15 protein-coding genes are annotated in these 20126 nt (G+C 27.8%); 10 read left to right on the top strand and 5 right to left on the bottom strand.

The window, feature by feature from the left end:
• The first annotated feature begins 12 nt into the window (after positions 1-12).
• The 3 genes from rfbB to A9G12_RS04670 all read left to right on the top strand — a co-directional run bounded on the left by rfbB (position 13) and on the right by A9G12_RS04670 (position 4354).
• A complete protein-coding gene (rfbB, locus tag A9G12_RS04680; RefSeq protein WP_065564688.1) occupies positions 13-1029 on the top strand; it encodes a dTDP-glucose 4,6-dehydratase in 1017 nt (338 codons plus the stop codon).
• A 5-nt stretch (positions 1030-1034) separates the two neighbouring features.
• Entirely contained in the window at positions 1035-1994 is a 960-nt protein-coding gene (locus A9G12_RS04675) for a glycosyltransferase (protein WP_065564687.1), read from the top strand.
• A 698-nt stretch (positions 1995-2692) separates the two neighbouring features.
• Positions 2693-4354, top strand: coding sequence for a glycosyltransferase (locus tag A9G12_RS04670; protein ID WP_065564686.1), 1662 nt, complete (start codon positions 2693-2695; stop codon positions 4352-4354).
• A gap of 54 nt (positions 4355-4408) precedes the next feature.
• Here the strand turns inward: A9G12_RS04670 and glf are convergent, their stop codons facing one another.
• Positions 4409-5506 (bottom strand): UDP-galactopyranose mutase, encoded by a 1098-nt coding sequence (glf, locus tag A9G12_RS04665; RefSeq protein ID WP_065564685.1) that lies wholly within the window; start codon positions 5504-5506, stop codon positions 4409-4411.
• Between the two features lie 176 nt (positions 5507-5682).
• On the opposite strand from glf, the gene A9G12_RS04660 reads away from it, so the two are divergent.
• Positions 5683-6675 carry a glycosyltransferase family 2 protein gene (locus tag A9G12_RS04660; protein WP_065564684.1) on the top strand — a complete coding sequence of 331 codons (993 nt, stop codon included), beginning with the start codon at positions 5683-5685 and terminating at the stop codon, positions 6673-6675.
• On the opposite strand, the gene A9G12_RS04655 is transcribed toward A9G12_RS04660, so the two are convergent.
• Entirely contained in the window at positions 6636-7688 is a 1053-nt protein-coding gene (locus tag A9G12_RS04655) for a glycosyltransferase (protein ID WP_065564683.1), read from the bottom strand. The two genes, A9G12_RS04660 and A9G12_RS04655, sit on opposite strands and share 40 nt — an antisense overlap.
• Positions 7689-7911: 223 nt before the next feature.
• Between A9G12_RS04655 and msbA (A9G12_RS04650) the strand changes: the two genes are divergently transcribed.
• Both msbA (A9G12_RS04650) and msbA (A9G12_RS04645) read left to right on the top strand, forming a co-directional pair.
• Complete coding sequence (gene msbA / locus A9G12_RS04650) at positions 7912-9648, top strand: lipid A export permease/ATP-binding protein MsbA (RefSeq protein WP_065564682.1); 1737 nt, start codon at positions 7912-7914, stop codon at positions 9646-9648.
• Positions 9649-9685: 37 nt separating this feature from the next.
• Positions 9686-11434, top strand: a complete 1749-nt coding sequence (gene msbA, locus A9G12_RS04645; protein ID WP_065564746.1) for a lipid A ABC transporter ATP-binding protein/permease MsbA — start codon at positions 9686-9688, stop codon at positions 11432-11434.
• 146 nt (positions 11435-11580) lie between these two features.
• Here msbA (A9G12_RS04645) and A9G12_RS04640 read toward each other — a convergent pair whose 3' ends face one another.
• A complete protein-coding gene (locus tag A9G12_RS04640; RefSeq protein ID WP_081299654.1) occupies positions 11581-12561 on the bottom strand; it encodes a glycosyltransferase family 8 protein in 981 nt (326 codons plus the stop codon).
• Positions 12562-12628: 67 nt separating this feature from the next.
• Positions 12629-13564 (bottom strand): capsular polysaccharide synthesis protein, encoded by a 936-nt coding sequence (locus tag A9G12_RS04635; protein ID WP_065564681.1) that lies wholly within the window; start codon positions 13562-13564, stop codon positions 12629-12631.
• 145 nt (positions 13565-13709) lie between these two features.
• Here A9G12_RS04635 and A9G12_RS04630 point away from each other — a divergent pair, with 145 nt between their 5' ends.
• Entirely contained in the window at positions 13710-14675 is a 966-nt protein-coding gene (locus A9G12_RS04630; protein WP_081299653.1) for a glycosyltransferase family 8 protein, read from the top strand.
• Positions 14676-14871: 196 nt separating this feature from the next.
• On the opposite strand, the gene A9G12_RS04625 is transcribed toward A9G12_RS04630, so the two are convergent.
• Positions 14872-15828 (bottom strand): glycosyltransferase family 8 protein, encoded by a 957-nt coding sequence (locus tag A9G12_RS04625; RefSeq protein WP_218056572.1) that lies wholly within the window; start codon positions 15826-15828, stop codon positions 14872-14874.
• A gap of 142 nt (positions 15829-15970) precedes the next feature.
• Here A9G12_RS04625 and A9G12_RS04620 point away from each other — a divergent pair, with 142 nt between their 5' ends.
• The 3 genes from A9G12_RS04620 (at position 15971) to A9G12_RS04610 (ending at position 20109) form a co-directional block, all read left to right on the top strand.
• Positions 15971-16948, top strand: coding sequence for a glycosyltransferase family 8 protein (locus A9G12_RS04620; protein ID WP_065564679.1), 978 nt, complete (start codon positions 15971-15973; stop codon positions 16946-16948).
• A gap of 10 nt (positions 16949-16958) precedes the next feature.
• Positions 16959-17933 carry a glycosyltransferase family 8 protein gene (locus A9G12_RS04615; RefSeq protein ID WP_065564678.1) on the top strand — a complete coding sequence of 325 codons (975 nt, stop codon included), beginning with the start codon at positions 16959-16961 and terminating at the stop codon, positions 17931-17933.
• A 271-nt stretch (positions 17934-18204) separates the two neighbouring features.
• A complete protein-coding gene (locus A9G12_RS04610) occupies positions 18205-20109 on the top strand; it encodes an ATP-dependent DNA helicase (RefSeq protein ID WP_065564677.1) in 1905 nt (634 codons plus the stop codon).
• Positions 20110-20126 lie beyond the last annotated feature (17 nt).

Raw genomic sequence — 20126 nt, 5'->3', positions numbered from 1 at the left:
TTGGATAGAGTTATGAAGATTTTAGTAACTGGAGGAGCTGGTTTTATTGGTTCAGCTGTTGTTCGTTATTTGATTAATTTTACACATAATCATGTAATTAATATTGATAAGTTAACTTATGCGGCAAATTTACAATCACTCCAAATGGTATCGAATAATGAAAGATATTATTTTGAACAAATTGATATTTGTAACCGAGAAGCATTAAATCGTATTTTTAGACAATATCAACCTGATGCAGTGTTACATTTAGCGGCAGAAAGTCATGTAGATAAATCAATTAATAATTCGGTAAGTTTTATTGAAACTAATATTATAGGAACATTCACTCTCCTTGAAGCGAGCAGGTTTTATTGGAATTCTTTATCTAAAAAGTTAAAAGAGAGTTTTCGTTTCATTCATGTTTCTACGGACGAAGTTTATGGTGATTTAAAAAATACAGAATTATCATTTACTGAATTAACACCGTATGTGCCCAACAATCCTTATTCCGCTTCTAAAGCATCAAGTGATCATTTAGTTAGTGCATGGTATCAAACTTATGGTTTGCCAACTATTATAACCCACAGTACTAATAATTATGGACCATTTCAGCATACAGAAAAATTAATTCCATTAGTTATATATAATGCAATTAATGGTAAGCCATTGCCCATTTATGGTGATGGTTCACAAATTCGCGATTGGCTTTATGTTGAAGATCATGTTAAGGCTTTATATCAAGTGCTAAAAAAAGGTAAAATTGGTGAAACGTATAATATTGGTAGTAATAATGAATATAAAAATATTGATTTAGTATACGCAATATGTGAAATTCTAGATGAATTAGTTCCTAATCATCCAATAGGTGTTAAGCAATACAAAGATCTTATTCAGTTTGTAGCAGACCGTTTAGGACATGATTATCGATATGCCATTGATTCCTCTAAAATTGAAAAAGAATTAGGCTGGAAGCCACAAGAAAATTTTATTAGTGGACTAAGAAAAACTATTGAATGGTATTTAAATAATATTAAAAATAAGGAATAATTTTTATGATACCAGATGTATCAATTGTAGTTCCTGTATATAACGTGGAAAGGTATTTACGTCAATGTTTAGATAGTATTATCAACCAATCATTAACTAATATTGAAATTATTTGTGTAAATGATGGTTCAACTGATAGTTCATTATCTATTTTACAAGAATATGCTAGCAAAGATTCAAGAATATATGTTATAGATAAACCTAATAGAGGTTATGGTCATTCAATGAATATTGGATTTCAACAATGTACAGGGCGATATATCGGCATTGTTGAATCAGATGATTTTGCTAAACCTGAAATGTTTGAAACACTTTTTAAAGTAGCTTTAGAAAATGAGTTAGACATTGTTAGGTGCCATTTTTATACTTTTAAACAAAGAAATGGTGTAATAAAAAAAATTGATTCTTATCAAATGAAAAGCGGTACCTTAATTAATCCAAAAAATGATTTATCACCTTTTTTTCAATGGCCAGCCGTGTGGGCTAATATATATAAAAGAACATTTATTGAAGAAAATAAATTGAGCTTTTTAGAAACTCCTGGCGCATCATATCAAGATACAGCTTTTAGTTTTAAAGTGTATGCTTGTGCAACAAGATTAATGCTTATTGATAATGCATTAATTTATTATCGAATACATGAGCAATCTTCAATAAAAAGTAAAGATAAAGTATATTGCATATGTAATGAATTTAATGAAATTATTAGATACGCTAAAGATAAACTTATATATGAAAAGCTAAAATACTTAATTAGTTATTTGCAATATAAAAGTTATAAATGGAATTATAATAGATTAGAAATGCCTTATCGCTATTCATTTCTTTTGTTTTGGTCAAAAGAAATAGGTAAAAACCGCGAAATATGCTCTAAAAAGAATCCTTTTTTTACTTTTAAAGATTTAAAAAAAATATTAATTATTAAAGTGATTCCATTCATTTATAAGTACAGGAAACGGTTATAATATAGTTAATTTTAATTAGTTGAAAAATAAGTATTTTTTGAATTGATATTTGAGTTGTGTATTATATAATTCTTCCAGAAGCTTTATTAAGCGTTTCAAATTTTCACAGGACTATTTTATACTGTTTTTTGTAAAGGATACAAGTTAGATCGGATAAAAGACGATAATTCAATAGAGTTTGTATTTAGCACTCATCGCGCATTAGTTAGTATATTAGAAGTTATTACTGATGAAGCAGTGAAACATAATATTTATGAATTTTTATCGAACGGAAATATTATTCACCGTTTGCTGTCAATAATGATTTAATTTTCACTAAAGTTTGTACTTTTCAACAAACAAAGGGTCTAGCTTATAAATTTAAACATGGAAAAGCAGACCCTAACAGCCAAAATTAATAAACAATAAGCAAAAAATTATTATGAATAGATAATGTGGATGATAATATAGTCGATTAATTTAATATAGTAAATATAGTATTTAATCATAAAATATAATTTGTTATTATCTATTATCTTTAAACTTAAAAAAATTATCGTTATAATAAAAAAGTTTATTTTATGTGAGAAATGTGTAAAATTCACAAACTATTTACTCTTAATTTACTTATTGCAAATAAAATGATTTCAAACAACTTAATATGTATTCAAAATATTCTTTTCCCTCATAAAACATTTGGTTCTTGTGGATTTAAATATATGGGGTCTAACTTAGCAAGCCATTCAGAAGATGAAATTGTGATCTTTTCTGGAGGGGGAATATACTTTGATTCTTATTATAATGCATTATCATTGCCTGTTTGGAAAGAACAATGTGGTCTCAATAGAATTGTTTTTTGTGCTAAAGGAAAAGGTAAAGCTGTAGTTAAATTATTTGTAGCTACAATTGGAATTGATTATGAGTTAGCCACGAAAACGGTTGAATTCACTGAAAATGAAAAAATAATTTTTGAATATGAATTATCCAAAATAGAGCATAATGGATTATTATATATTACTATTTCGCCAATGGAAGATAAGGTATTTTTTACAGGCGGTGGATGGTATACTCCAGATAAACCCAAACGAGAGGTTGTTCTTGGAATTAGTGTAACTCATTTCAATCGTAAAGAATATGTTTTACCAGCTATTCAAAGAGTAAAAAAAAATATATTGGATAATCCAGAATTTAAAAATAAAATTCTTTTCACTGTTGTTGATAATTCCAAAAATATTACTAACGAAGAGGCAAGCGGAGTAAACATAATCCCTAATGAAAACACTGGCGGTTCAGGTGGTTTTATGCGTGGTTTACTTCATTATGAAAATGATACTAATGCCACCCATGTTTTATTCATGGATGATGATGCATCTTGTGAAACAGAAAGTATAACTAGAGCTTATTGGATTTTATCGTATGCATTAAAAGATAATTCAGTAGTCAGTGGTTCCTTGTTTATGGATGATCGACCAGATTTCCTTATTGAAAAAGGAGCTCAGTTTGATGCAATATGTAAGCCTAACTGGCATAATTACAATATGGCAGATCGTCATAGTATGTTAGTATCAGAATTGGGATATCATCCTCAAGCAAATTATGGTGCGTGGTGGTTTTTTGCATTCCCAATTAATTATGTGAAAAATTATACTTTCCCATTTTTTGTTAGAGGAGATGATATATTTTTTGGCATTTCTAATAATTTTAATTACATATCTCCTATTGGGATCGCTTGTTATGGCGAGAGTTTTTCTACCAAATCGTCTCCTTTAAACCTATATTTGGATACGAGAAATCATATTATTAATTCATTTTATTTGGGAATTCCAGTTAAAAAAATATTGAAAACTTATAAACTTTTTTACTTAGATGCATTGTATTCTCATAAATATGAAACGGTATTAGCTATTAGATTAGCGCTTCAACATGTTTTAGGTAATATTGATTTCTGGTTTAATAATTATGATCTGGCTGATGTTAGAAAAGAAATTAATAGTTTTGTTAAGGTAGAAAGATTTCATGATGTTAACTTGGATGAATTAAAACCTATTTTTTCTTATAAAAGAAGAAAGAAAATAATAAAGAAAATATCCTTTAATGGTCTTTTATTACCAATGAAAAATAAAATTGCTTATCAGGATTTTAATTATTGCGCTAACTATGACCATATTTTTAGATATAAAAGTATTCTTTATTATAAACCTAATAATAAGGAAGGTTTTGTTGTACAAGTTTCACGTATTAAATTCTTTAAATTATTGTTTGGTCTTTATATAGATATGTATAAGATGAGATCAAACTATCAGTCTAATGTGATAAAGTATAAAAATAACATAGGAAAGCTTACTTCAAAAGAATTCTGGACCAAAGTTTTAAAGCTTTAAATATTAATTAGAAATAAAATTATAAACCTGCCATTAAAAATGGCAGGGCATTTTTCACGCCAACTTATTGGTAAAATTTAATGCTTTTTCAATTACATGATGCATATCATAATATTTATATTCAGCTAATCTACCGCCAAAATATATCTGTTTTTCATTATCTGCGATTTTCTTATATTTCTCATATAATTTAGCATTTTTATCATCATTGATTGGGTAATAAGCTTCATCTCCGATCTTCCAATCTTTGGGATATTCTTTAGTTATAATAGTATGCTTTGTATCAACATAATCAAAATGTTTATGTTCTATAATACGAGTATAAGGAATATCAAATTCTGTATAGTTGACTACAGCATTCCCTTGAAAATTAGGTTCATTAATTGTCTCATTCTCAAAATGTAAAGACCTATATTCCAAGGTTCCATATTTATAATCATAAAATTGATCTATCGGACCTGTATATATGATTTTATTAGCTATGTTTAGATAAGTTTGTCTATCATCAAAAAAATTAGTATTTAATCTTATCTCAACACTATCCAGCATTTTTTCAATTACCTGAGTATATCCACCTATAGGAATGCCTTGATATTTATCATTAAAATAATTATTATCAAAAGTAAATCTAACCGGTAATCTATTAATAATAAATGGTGGAAGATCAGTTGCCTTTCTTCCCCATTGTTTTTCAGTATACCCTTTGATTAATATTTCATAAATATCTTTACCAATTAGAGATATGGCTTGTTCTTCAAGATTTTTAGGATTTTCAATGTGATATAGTTTTTTTTGTTCTTCAATTTTTGCTTGAGCTTCTTTTGGGGTTTTTACTCCCCACAATTGATAAAAAGTATTCATATTGAATGGTAAGTTATATAATTTACCTTTATAATTCGCTATAGGTGAGTTAGTAAAACGATTAAATTCTGCAAAGTTATTTATGTAATCCCATACTTTTTTATTATTAGTATGGAATATATGAGCACCATATTTATGAACATTTATACCATTGCTATCTTCAGTATATATGTTACCAGCAAGATGATCTCGTTTTTCAATCACTAGTATTTTAAATCCTTTTTTCTTAAGTTCATATGCACATATAGAACCGAATAAGCCACTACCAACAATTAAATAGTCATACTTCATAGTTTTCTCTTTCCACTAATCTGAATAAAATGTTATAGTTAGTTAACATATAGTATATTTTTAACATAAAAATGCAAATAGTTAATTGATAAATTTTAGTTTATATATATTTATATGTTTTATTAAATATTTTTGTGATCTAATATTTTAAAATGAGATTCTTGATGAAGAACAATATGCCAGCAGTTTCAATAATTATACCTATTTATAATTCTAGCCAATTTATAATAAAGACATTAATTTCTTTAGAAGCTCAATCTTATAATAATTATGAAATTATTTTAATAAATGATGGTTCAACTGATGGCTCTTTGAATATTCTAATGGATTATAAAAAAAACAAAAATAATATAATTTTGCATAGTCAAAAAAATAGTGGAGTTTCAGTGGCTCGAAATAAAGGGATTGAACTGGCAAATGGTGATTTTATTGCATTTCTTGACAGTGATGATACTTATTCACCAACATTTTTAGAAAAAATGTTGGCTAAACAAAAAGAAAATGATGCAAATATAGTTTATTGTGGATTTAATCGAATAGATATATCAGGTAAATTGTCACCAATCTATAATTCTTTTATGGAAGGTAATATTTTGAATCCTTATTTACAGAGAAATGGATATTTCCATTTCTCTGGCATGTTGATACGTAAAAAAATCTTAACAGACAATCTTATTTATTTTGAGCTAGGTTGTAATATCTCAGAAGATCTATTGTTTACGGTTAAACTTCTTAGTAATTTTGATTGTTATTGTGTTAAAGAATATTTATTTAATTATGTTCAACGGACTGGATCTGTAATGTCGTCTTTATGGTATGAAGATAAGTGGCTTGCCGATATTCAAGGTCGTCAGAAAATTTTATTATATCTACTTAATAATTATGATAAAGATGATAAGCAAGAAATAATAAAGTTAGCTTCTGCCTTTATTTTTCAAAGAGAAATTTCTTATTTGATCGATTGTATAAAAAAAATGAACTATAAGAAAATAAAATACTATTTAAAACAAACTGATTTTTTAGATAAAGAAATTTTATTTAATGAACATAAGCTGAATAATAAAGATAAAAATAAATTTAAGGTAATACAGAAAAATAATAGAGTGATTTGGTTTTTTTATACTCTTTATTATCGTTTTTTTCGGTTAAATGTTAAATTTTTCAAATAGTTAATTCTATGTGTGAAATATTTTAAAAAATAAAAAATACTAGAAAAAAACTTTTTTTGATGTAATTTATGTTTAGCACAGTACCGCATTTGAGTTGAAGTTCTTGCTGATAATAAAGGAGTATCTTGAAATGGAGAATTTGACTTTGCATCAAGGAAATATTGAGAACATTTATAATCTTTAGCCCATTTATGCCAAGGTTTAGTTGGCCCTATATAATGAATTAGTATAGTTTCATCAGTAATCGGGCAATAAAAGTTAGATTTTGATTTATATTTTAATTCATAGTTGATATTAACTTGCTGATTGTATCTTTTATCCAGATATTTAACTTCTTCAAGTAAAATTAAGTTTAATACATCCTGATCTAAATGAGTAAATTTTTTTGATAGGTTTTCATCGGCAAGTAATTTTAATGATTTACCATTTACGTTAAAACTTTCCCATTTTTTAAGATTAATTAGTAAAAAACCAGCATTGAAATAAGCACTTAATAATTTATTTTCATTAAGTCGTATAGCACATTTTTTCCACCATATAGAATCCTTATCCTCAACGGCATAAATTATATTCTTATCAAATGGTAACACAAATAATTCATGTAAAGACCCTTTGCATATAATATCAGCATCAAGATAAAGAATTTTATCTAATTGGTTATAGAAGTAATCAGCTATGATAAATCGAAAATAGGTTGCAATAGTCCAGTTTCTAGTTGTAGGTAAATTAGATAGATTATTATCATCTATGAAATAAATAATTATACAAGTTTTATACTTATTAGTAAGTTGTTCTACTTTATGTTGAAAATCGTCATTTATATGATTGGTAAATATATGGAACCTAAAATCATCATTAGGGTTGTTTAATAAGATAGAAGTAATGGAGATAACACAACCTAAAAAAAAATTCCGATCAATACCATAGGCAATATTTAATTGATCAACATTATTATAGCTTTTAGCTCCAAATGTTATTTTTTTTTTTATAATAGTGTTTGCATTCAAATGCATTACTTGTTTCCTATTATCTCTTTGAACAACGATTAATATGGACTAATAACTTGTTAGTAAGTTTGATTAAAATAACGCAAGTAACAAGAACGTTACTACATAATTTTAACTATTATATAGATAAAACACTTAGTTTTCTAGTTGAAAAGGAATTGTAATAAAATTTAAATTTATAGATTATGTATAGTATAATTCTTAACATAATTAACTTTCTTTATTTATTATGTCAAATAAATATAGCTCATTAAATACTATTAAACAATTGTGGCCATTTATTTATCCACATAAAAAAGCTTTAGTTGTGGCAGTTTTTGCTCTGTTACTAAATGCCGCAACTGATGCAACATTAATTTCATTAACCAAACCTCTATTAGATAATGGGTTAATGGATAAGAATTATGAGTTGCTAATTATTTTTTCAATAGGCATTATTGGTTTAATTGCATTGCGTGGACTATCAAATTATTGTTCCACTTATTGTCTTTCATGGTTATCAGGTAAAGTAATAGCTAAATTTCGACAGCTAATTTTTGACCATTTAGTTAAAAGTCCTATTAATTATCTAGATAAAAATCCAATAGGAGAACTAGTTACTGTAATTACCTATAATACCCAGTTATTATCGAAAGCTTCTTCTGATGCACTGATTATTTTAGTTAGAGAAATTGCTTATGCTATTGGTTTATGTATAGTGATGTTTTACGGAAATTGGAAACTAGCTTTAGTTTTAATTTTTGTAGTCCCAATTGTCATTCTTATTGCACAATTCATTGCAAAAAAATTTCGTAATACCCTTTTCTCAATGCAAAAAAATATAGGAACCATTACAACAGCAACTGATGAAATGCTTAAGGGACATAAAGAAATTTTAATTTTTAATGCCCAGAAGTACGAAAAGAATAATTTTTATTCAATTAATAAAATTTTCAGACGAAGTATTTTAAAAATAGTGCTGGTTTCCGGTTTATCGACACCGATAATTCAATTAGTTGCAACTTTGGCCTTAGGTATAATTTTGTTTTTGGTAGCAAACCAAGCTTTAGATATCACACCGGGTTCATTTACCGTCGTTTTTTCAGCTATGGTTGCGGTAATGCGTCCTCTGAGAGAGTTAACCAGTGTTCATCTAGAATTGCAAAAAGGTTCCGTAGCTTGTGAGTCCCTTTTTGGACTCCTAAACTCACCTCTTGAAGAGGACAATGGAAAGATAAGTTTGGACAAAGCTGAAGGTAGTATTGAATTTCGTCATGTAACTTATACCTATCCAACAAGAACATCACCATCTTTAAATAAAATAAGCTTTAAAATTAAACAAGGTGAAACAGTGGCTTTAGTTGGCCGATCTGGGGCAGGTAAGTCAACAATTGTAAGTTTGATTCCAAGATTTTATGATATCGAACAAGGAGAAATATTATTAGATGGTATAAATATTAAAAACTATACTCTCAAGTCATTGCGTAATCAAATAGGATTAGTTTCGCAAAAAGTGCATTTATTTAATGGTACGATAGCTGATAATATAATTTATGGTGCGAAAAATATGTATAATCAGCAAGATATTATAAAAGCAGCAACACAAGCTAATGCAATGGAATTTATTGATAAATTAGAATATGGTTTAAATACTCAGGTCGGTGACAATGGAATTTTGTTATCTGGTGGACAAAGGCAGAGGATTGCAATCGCAAGAGTTTTGTTGCGTAATAATCCAATTTTAATATTTGATGAAGCAACCTCGGCATTAGATAATGAATCTGAAAGATTAGTACAGCAAGCAATAGAAAACTTACAAAAAAATCGAACTTCTATTATTATTGCACATCGCTTATCTACAATTGAAAATGCTGATCGTATTCTAGTCATTGATGATGGCAAAGTTGTTGAAGAAGGTGATCATAAAACTTTGTTATTAAAAAAAGGCATATATACTCATATGCATCAATTACAATTTAACTCTTAATATATAATGAATTATGAATAAAAAAGATATTCAATCTATGACTAATGATATTGATCGCGATTCATCAACATGGAGTACTTTTTCCAAGCTATTACCTTATATTGCGCAACATAAATTTATTCTTTTTATATCAGTTATTTTACTTATCATCAGTGCTTTCGCTGATACCTCTCTAATCGCATTGCTTCAACCTTTACTTGATAGAGGATTTGTTGAGAATGATCAGTATTTCTTATTTATGGCTCCTTTTTATATTTTTGGATTAGTACTGTTGCGAGGTGTTACTAATTATGGATATTCGTTCTTTTTATCTTTAGTTTCTACTAAAATTGTTTTAAAAATTCGTCAAAGACTTTTTAATCACTTTGTCGACGCACCTGTTAGTTATTTTGACCAAAATTCTACTGGTAGATTATTATCTCGAATTACTTATGATACAGACCAAGTTGCCTCGTCTGCATCGGATGCATTAATTACCATAGTTCGTGAGTCAGCTTTTATTTGTGGGTTATTTTATACCATGTTTACTAATAGTTGGCAGTTGTCTTTATCCTTGCTCATAATTACACCAATTGTAATTGGCTTAATTACTTTTATTTCTATAAAGTTTCGGAAATTAGCCAAAAATATGCAAAATTCTATGGGTAGTGTCACTATGTCTGTTGAACAGATGTTAAAAGGTCATCGAGAAATAATTCTTTTTGGTGCCCAAGATGAAGAATCCAAAAAATTTGATAAAGTGAATAATAAATTTCGTCGTGATGGGATGCGATTAGTTTCAATTTCAGCATTATCAACTCCTATTGTTCAACTTATAATCTCATTTGCTATTGCTTTTGTATTGTTAACGGCAAGTAATCCAGACTTAAATATTACTCCAGGACAATTTACCGTTGTTTTCTCCTCCCTAGTTGCGTTAATGCAACCAATCAAAAGTTTAACAAGTGTAAACGCTGATTTTCAAAAGGGTATGGCTGCTTGCCAAACATTATTTGCTATTTTTGAACAACCAATTGAGGCGGATAAAGGTAAAGTAAATATTGATCGTGTTAACGGTAAAATTGACTTTAAACATGTTACTTTTACTTATGAGACTAGACAAGAACCAGCATTGCAAGATATTAGCTTTTCCGTAGAATCAGGAAAAACTGTTGCTTTAGTGGGGCGTTCTGGCTCGGGTAAAACGACTATAGCCAATTTGTTACCTCGATTTTATGATATTACTCAAGGTGAAATTTTAATCGATAACTATAATATAAAAGATTTAACTTTACATTGTTTACGTAACCAAATTGGTCTAGTATCGCAAAATGTACATTTGTTTAATGATACTATTGCTAATAATATAGCTTATGGGAATATTGGGGAATATTCTCAAAAACAAATAGATAAAGCAGCTAAAGAAGCCAACGCGTATGATTTTATAATGAAAATGGAAAAAGGTTTCGATACAGTAGTTGGTGAAAGTGGCATATTATTATCTGGCGGTCAACGTCAACGCATAGCCATAGCTAGAGCGTTATTACGAGATACTCCTATCTTAATCCTTGATGAAGCGACTTCTGCATTAGATACTGAATCGGAGAAAGCAATACAAAAAGCTTTAGATGAATTACAAAAAGGTAGAACAGCAATAGTCATTGCGCATAGATTATCAACTATTGAAAATGCGGATAAGATATTAGTCATAGATAATGGTCATATTGTTGAACAAGGTAATCATCAAGAATTACTTTTAAAAGATGGTTTATATGCAAAATTATATCAAGGGAAATTAAATAGTTAAAATGAAAATATTATGATTATTAGCTAGTTATTAGCAATATATAAAAAGCAGAATGGTTATTAAACCATATTTTTATCTAATTATAATAGTCTAATAAAAAGTTATATTTGAATTTTTGTTATTAATTCACTTGCAAAGTGACCAAATTATTTTTTCAGATATAATTTATATTTTAAATATACCAGATAATAATAAAAAGCTGCTTTATACTTATGCAATCGAGCTAAATATTTTGCATAATTTCTTATTGATGAGCTGTTATCGCTTAAAGGCTGTGGATCATTTTTCCAAGGTGAATCTTTGAAATATTGTTTAAAGATTTTAGAACGATATACTTTATACCAAGGTTTATTTTGCGATATATAGTGCAATATTACAGTATATGATTTAATGCTTTTTTCCTGATGGGCATCAGTAGATATTTTTATTTTAGTATTATATTTTATAGGTAGTGGATAAGTTTTGTGTTCAAATAAAATATTGAGCACATCCTGATCTGCATATTTATAAATATTACCATTATTTATTAGATTAAATGCTTGTTCTGAAATATGAAATTCATTCCATTTTTTTGTATTAATTAATAAAACTCCCGCATTGAAATATTGAGATGAATCTATATTATACATCGTTCTAATTTCGTTTTGCATATCTTTAGTATCAGGTATAACGCCAGCAATATAGTTATCAATGTTATACTCAGCTAATGCTGCTAAAGACTGTAAGCATATTACATCACTATCGAGGTAAATTAATTTATCTGTTATTGATGCTAGTATTTCTGGTATTATAAAACGAATACATGTTGATACTGTTGTTATATGTAATACTAATGTTTTGGGGTTAATTACGAAATCATTATTTATATAATAAAGTGTAATAGTAACATTTTTAGTCGTTACTAATTTTTTGAATTTTTCAATATTCGAATCTGATACTTGATCAATAAATAAATGAAAATGTAAATTGTAATTAAAGGTATTTTGTATAACTGATAACATAGCAATACCTGCTGGCATTGCATAATTATTATCAAAACCTAACGCAATATGTAGAATAGATTTATGTTCACTAGATGCTTTAACAATGGTGTTTTTTGTTTTAATGAAATTTTGAGAATTAAACATAAAGTAAATGAATATAAAAAACTATATTATACACTGAAAAGTTTATATTTATAAAATTAAAAGCATATTAATAAAATAAATTATTTTTTTTAAAAAATATATCTAGCAAAGAATCATCTATTATAGTTTTATAATGATAGGTCAATTTATGTATAGAAGAATTTTCTTTTATTTGCTCTAGTTTCTTTGAGTTAAATGAACTATTAAAAAATAATTGCATTTGATGTGTTGCCTCTTCATTGATATTGACTGTAGAATTCCATTCATTTGCCAGTTTAGTATGTTGATCAACCAAACATTTAAATATAAAATAAATAAGGAAATAATCAACAATACTATTTTCGTTTTTCCAGTATTTAAAAAGTGCATTTCTTACACTACACATCAGGTTATTATTAGGTTGAGAGTGTAAAAACCAACTAGCTGAAGTTAGATAATCATGGCAATCAAACCAAGTGCTTTTTGGGGTAATGTGGAACGCGAAAAATTGAGAGTTTATGATAGAAGTCGGAATAAAATTGCTCAAAAGAACTGTTGCATCTATCCATGTCCCACCATATTTTGCTAATAAACATACCCTGATAATATCAGATAAATGTGCTGGTGTGATGATCCCTTTGTTATATTTTTCTAAGACATAATCTGGTAATTCAATAAATTGATGGATATCTTGCTCCGTTAACCTTATTATTTTGCGACCATTGGCATACTTATCAATACTTTTGAAACATAGTTTAACAATATCGGGCGCTAAATCCTGACCTTGAAACCAAATTTGCCAGATTGGTAATTTTTCTGGATCAATATGTGTAGATATATTGCTTGTTACAACAGAATCATCACAATATTTTTTGACATAATTATAAAACGCTTTTTGTCTCCGGTATGGCATATTAAAAACGTTCAGTTTTAAATAATTTTTTATTTTTTTCCGCAAAGGGGTGATAAAAATAGGGAAGGTTATTATTTTTATCATTTGTTTATAAATTTTGTATGATAACATAATGTTCCATTTGATTTTTTTATTGTAATTTAGTATACATGCAATCTAAATAATCTAACAATAGATTTATATTTATATTATTTTATTTTTACATAAAAAATATTTTCTTTACAATTTAAATAAAATTACCACAAAGATACGTTATATGTTTGATTCGAAAAATTATATAAGTAGAATGGAAATTCTGTCAAAAGATGCTGCGGAATCATCTGAATTAGTGCATATAGCGCTAGCTTTTGATGATAATTATGCAATGCCTGCAGGAGTTACTATTTCTTCATTAATTTATCATAATTCTGATATTTGTTTATGTTTTCATCTTTTTGTTGATAAGTTATCTGAAAATAACTTAGCAAAGATAAAAGAGTTAGCAAATGATATAGTTTCTGTAAATTTATATTACATAAATGATAATTTCCAAATCAATTGTGATACGCTGGTGTTAGGCTATTTGTCAGCAATGTCATGTGTTCGGTTTATTATACCCGATATATTAAAGAATAAGACGGATAAACTATTGTATATAGATAGTGATATCTTATGTCTAAATCCTATTAATTCATTATATGATACTGAGCTTGGAGATAATATTGCAGGTGTTATTCCAGATGATGATGGAATGCAAAGTTTAATAAAAGATCTTTATACAATTAATTATAAAAATTATTTTAATGCTGGAGTATTACTTATAAATGTTAAAAAATGGGTTAAGAACAATATTACCGAACTTTGTATGAACACAATAAATAATGGAAAAGTTTATCGTTTTGCAGATCAAGATGTTTTAAATATTTTACTAGAAAATAATACACGTTTGTTACCGATTAAATATAATACCAAAATCCATATTACAACTTCTTGTAAAGAAGAAAAAGAAATAGCCCCTTATACTGTGTTGTTACATTATGTTACTGGACATAAACCTTGGTATCAAACATTTGATTCTCACTTGTTCAAAAAATATTTATCATTATCACCATGGAAGAATTCAAATCAACCTATTACCTTAAAAAGATCATGGCTTCGTCATTATGCTAAATATTGTTTGAAAAGAGGTAAAGTAGGAACGGCTTTAAAATTTTATTATTTATATATACGAAATTCTAATTAAGTATAAATTAAATTTAGAATAAGATTATTCTAACAATGGACAAGTTACAATTATAGGTTTTTGACTTACAAACAAGATCAAAAATAAAGCTGAGCTATAAATTTACTAACTTTAGAAGTTTAATATTAATGAACTTATATTAGTTATCATTAAAATTTATGTATGTTAGCTAATATGTTCACTTCGAACCTATTTATTATCTTTTTAATTTTTTAGTCAAATAAATAATATAGTTTCTAGCTGCATTAATAATTTTACCTTTTTGAAAATAGCTTTTTGCATAGATCCGATAGTCACTTATACGCATTTTAGTTTTATAACTAGCCAGAGGTGTTGTTGCCCACGGAGTAAAATGTTTATAGAAACAATAAATATCTTGAGCCAATCCTTTATGTTCTTGATACCATATTTTTCTTGCACCAGTAAAATGAATAATATATGGCAAAATTGTTTTATTGTAGAAAAAGTTCTGCTTTTGTTTGTCATCCATCCAAGTGAATAGATAATTCCATTTATTATCAATAAACGAGACTTTATTCTGTAGAATGATATTTAGTGCATCTTGATCTGGATATATCAACTTTTCTGAATATTGCGAATTCAATAATATTTGATTGACTTTATTTTCAGTATCAAAACTCATCCAATTGTTGATATTTATGTATAAAAAACCTGAATTAAAATAATTTTGTGTGGTTAATTCGAGTCTCTCCTGATTTTTTAATATATTATTATTATTTAAAGAGTCGGGAGATACCGCACAAATAACAGAATTTATATTTACATTCAAAATTGGTGAAATGTCAGCAAAACATAGCATATCGGCGTCTAGATAAATAAAATTGTCTATTTTTTGGTACAATAATCGAGGTACAGATAAGCGGATATACATGGATCGATTAATATGTTTTATTTTATTATTTTGAGTATCTTCATATTTATTTAGTTCTTCTGGTGGAATTGAATAAATAGTTATAGATGAACTTATTTTCTGTAATTTTTGTTGTTCTTCAAAAGAAACATCATATAAAAAAACATGAAAATGAATATTATTATGCATGTTATTTAAAATAATAGAGATAATAGATACACCTACATGTTCCAAATAATTGGAATCAGTACAATATGCTATGTTAATAATATTCTTGTTCATCATTAATGCTCTTAAAGATCTATCCTTAATATTTAGTCATTTGCTAGTAGATATGTCAACTTAAAATTGTTTATTAGTTCTTTGTTTAATTTTATATATGTTACAATATATCTAGATTTCAAACCATTATTAAACATTTTATATGCAAGAAAATATTTTTATAAGTCAAATATCAACAATATTTGAGAATTCAGTTACATCGCAATCAACTTTGCATATTGCTTTGTGTTTTGATGATAATTATGCAATGCCAGCTGGTATTGCTATATCTTCTGTAATTATCAATAATCCAGATAAAAATCTAGTTTTCCATTTATTTGCTAATAAAGTTTCAAATGCGAAAATTGAGCGTTTTAATGAATTAAATAAAAATAATATAACAATTATTTGTTATGAGATTAGTGAAGATTTTTCGATTAATCCTGACACTCTAGTTTTACATGTTTCAGCATCTACTTGTTTACGGTTTATTGTTCCACAACTTTTAAATAAAGTTACTTCACGGGTTTTATATTTAGATTGTGATGTTTTATGTACTAATAATCTTAATGGGTTAATTAAGATTAATTTAGATAATAAATATTCAGCAGTGGTTCCAGATGTTGACAAGACACAAGAAAAACAATGTGCTGCATGTGGTATACCTTATGGTGAATATTTTAATGCAGGTATGATATATATTAACACAGATATGTGGGTTAAAAACAATCTGACCGATAAAGCATTCGCTATGATTAATAGTGGTGAAGTATATAAATTTGCAGATCAAGATGTTCTTAATATTTTAATGCAAGGTAAAACAGTATTTTTACCTAGATGTTTTAATAATCTTACCTCGCTTACTGTTGCTGGTAATGAGGATCTTCGGATTGATCAAGATGCAGTAATTATCCATTATGTCACAGGTAATAAACCATGGTATAAGTTATATCTAACTCCAACTTACCGGCAATACATAGCTTCTTCACCATGGGCAAATGATAAATTATTATTAGCTAACGAAAATGCACCTTCTACGACAAGGCGATATGCAAAACTATTAGTAAGCCAGCACAAATATGTTTCTGCATTTAAATATTATTTGCTTTATTTAAAACATAAATTATTTAAAAAGCGTTAAGGAATATATTTTGATTGATGTTGATAAATTTATTAATAAAAGAAATAAACTATTGAACTATGATTTTGTAAATAGTAAACAAGTTTTACATATTTTATTTTGTTTTGATAATAATTATGCCTTACCGGCCGGAGTAGATATAATTTCTATTATTGAAAATAATAAAAATCATCAAATCCATTTTCATTTATTTACACATAATATTTCTGAAGAGAATAGACAAAAGTTTACTTTAATTTCAGCTGAGAACATAGCAATAACAGAATATATTATTAATGATAAATTTCAAGTTGATCATAAAAATACCGAACAATTTCCAATAGCAGCTTGTGTAAGATTGATAGCTCCAATTGTTTTAAAAAATATTACGGAAAGATTGCTATATATCGATAGTGATACACTTTGCCTCAAACATTTAGACAATCTTCTTGACATTCCATTAGATAATATTGTAGTTGCTGCAGTGGCTGATGAGCCTTATATGCAGGAGTCTCAATGTAGTAAATATGGTATAGTCAAAGGAACCTATTTTAATTCTGGAGTTATGTTAATTAATATCAACCTTTGGTGTCAAATAGATGTTACCTCAAAAACTTTGCAATTACTTAATAGTGGAGAGAAGTTTAATTATCCAGATCAAGATGTATTAAATATTGTTGTGGGTAACCAAAGAAAAATATTAGATAGAAAGTATAATAATTTATTAGGGTTATCACTTTATGGAAATGAAGACTCTAATTTACCTGAGGATACTATATTGATCCACTACATCACTAAAAATAAACCATGGCATCAACCTTATAAATCAAAGTTATATGATTTTTATTTAGCTAAATCTTCATGGAAAAATGATATTTTACCTTTATATAATAATAAAAAAACTTCATCAATTCGCGCTTATTCAAAATTAATGTTTAAAGAAAAAAAATACTTATCAGCAGTAATACAATACATGATTTATTTAAAAACTAAATTTATCAAATAAGAATTGTTAAAGTGATTTTAGGTAATACTAAGTGGATCTTTAATTAACTATAAATTAATTATTTTTTCTATATTTATACTCAGAAATCACTATAACTACATTAAGAAATGTGAATTACATAATTTGTGAGTTGTTCAATTCTGGTGTAAGATGCTATCCCCATTCAATATACAGGATTTATGTATTTATAATGCTGTATAATGTCGTAATTAGATTTTCTATTTTTAATCGATTTTGCTAACTTATTCTTGGTTAACTAGGTACTTTTTAAGTGATTGATGATTTTGCTGACAATGGTTTACTGGCTCAAACGATCGATGGATTTGTGGCTAGAGAACCACAACGGAACATGGCAAGTAAAGTTTCTGAGTCAATAAAAAAACAACAATCACTAGTTGTTGAAGCCGGAACAGGTACGGGTAAAACGTTTGCATATTTAGTACCTGCATTACGTAGTGATAAAAAAGTTATTATTTCAACTGGTTCTAAAAATCTTCAAGAACAACTCTTTAGTAAAGATCTACCAATTATAAAAAAAGCACTAAATTACACTGGCAAAGTTTCTCTGCTTAAAGGGCGTGCTAACTACCTATGTTTAGAAAGATTACATCATCAATATGCTGCCGCAGGTGATCTTGATAAAGATTTACGAGTCGATTTAGTTCGAGTTAAAAGCTGGTCAATCAAAACTAAGGATGGTGATATTAGCAAATGTACTACTGTAACTGAAGATAATACAATTTGGCCAATATTAACTAGCACCAACGATAATTGTCTCGGTAGTGAGTGTAAACATTATAATGATTGTTATGTAGTTAAAGCCCGTAAACGCGCATTAAATGCTGATATTGTGGTGGTAAATCATCATTTGTTTTTAGCTGATGTGGTAGTTAAAGATACCGGGTTTGGTGAGCTAATTCCTAAAGCAGAAGTGATGATTTTTGATGAAGCACACCAACTTCCGGATTTAGCTTGTCATTATTTCGGTCAACAGTTAACTAGTCGCCAACTATTTGACCTAGCTAAAGAAATTAATCTCAGTTACCGTACTGAGGTTAAAGACATGTCACAGTTACAACAATGTGCAGATAAATTGCAAAAATGTACTCAAGATTTAAGACTTGCAATTAATCAACAAAATGCCAAAGGGAATTTACGTAATTTATTTAAGCAACCGACAGTAAAACAAGAGCTATCTTTCCTTTTTGATGCTTTAAATTTTTGTCAGGAAGTTTTATTACTGGCGGTAGGTCGTTCAACAACATTAGATAATTGTTTTGAAAGAGTTAATCAATATAACTTATTGCTGAAAAGATTGACTGACACTCAAGTTCCTGGTTTTAGCTATTGGTATGAAAGCTCTTATAATTATTTTGTTTTTGCACTAACACCTTTATCAGTGGCTGAAAAATTTACTGAGTTATTAAATGAACGTAAAGGTAGTTGGATCTTTACTTCCGCTACGTTATCAGTCGATAATCAGCTTGATTATTTTACTAAACGTTTGGGACTAACTAACGCAGAATCGCTTATATTAGAAAGCCCATTTGATTACGTGCATCAAACCATCATGTGTGTTCCGCGTTATATTCCTTCCCCTAATGAACAAGGTAATGCCGAAAAACTGGTTAATATTTTGTTACCTGTTATCGAAGCTAATAATGGGCGTTGTTTCTTTTTATGTACTTCGTATGCCATGATGAATGCTTTGGCAAAACAATTTCGAGAAGTGACTAAATTATTAGTTTTAGTGCAGGGTGAAACTAGTAAAGTTAAATTATTAGAACAATTCATTCACAATGGTAATGCTTTATTAATTGCTACCAGTAGTTTTTGGGAAGGGATTGATGTCAGAGGGGATACCTTATCATGTGTTATTATAGATAAATTACCATTTACTTCGCCTGATGATCCTTTAATTAAAGCTCGTATGGAAGATTGTCAAATGCAAGGTGGAGATCCATTTAATGAGGTACAATTACCCGAGGCTGTTATTACCTTAAAGCAAGGTGTTGGAAGATTAATCCGTCACCATAATGATCGTGGTGCAGTTATTATTTGTGATAATCGTTTAGTTATGAGATCTTATGGGGCAACATTTATTAATAGCTTACCGCCTTCACCAAGAACGCGAGATATAAATAACGTAATTAATTTTTTATTAACTAAAAAATAATCTACATAAGTTAAACA

This window comes from Gilliamella sp. wkB112 (assembly GCF_001690685.1).
Classification (GTDB): Bacteria; Pseudomonadota; Gammaproteobacteria; order Enterobacterales; family Orbaceae; genus Gilliamella; species Gilliamella apicola_J.
The sequence above is the reverse complement of the archived record's forward strand: the minus strand, read 5'-3'. Positions and strand labels throughout refer to the sequence as shown.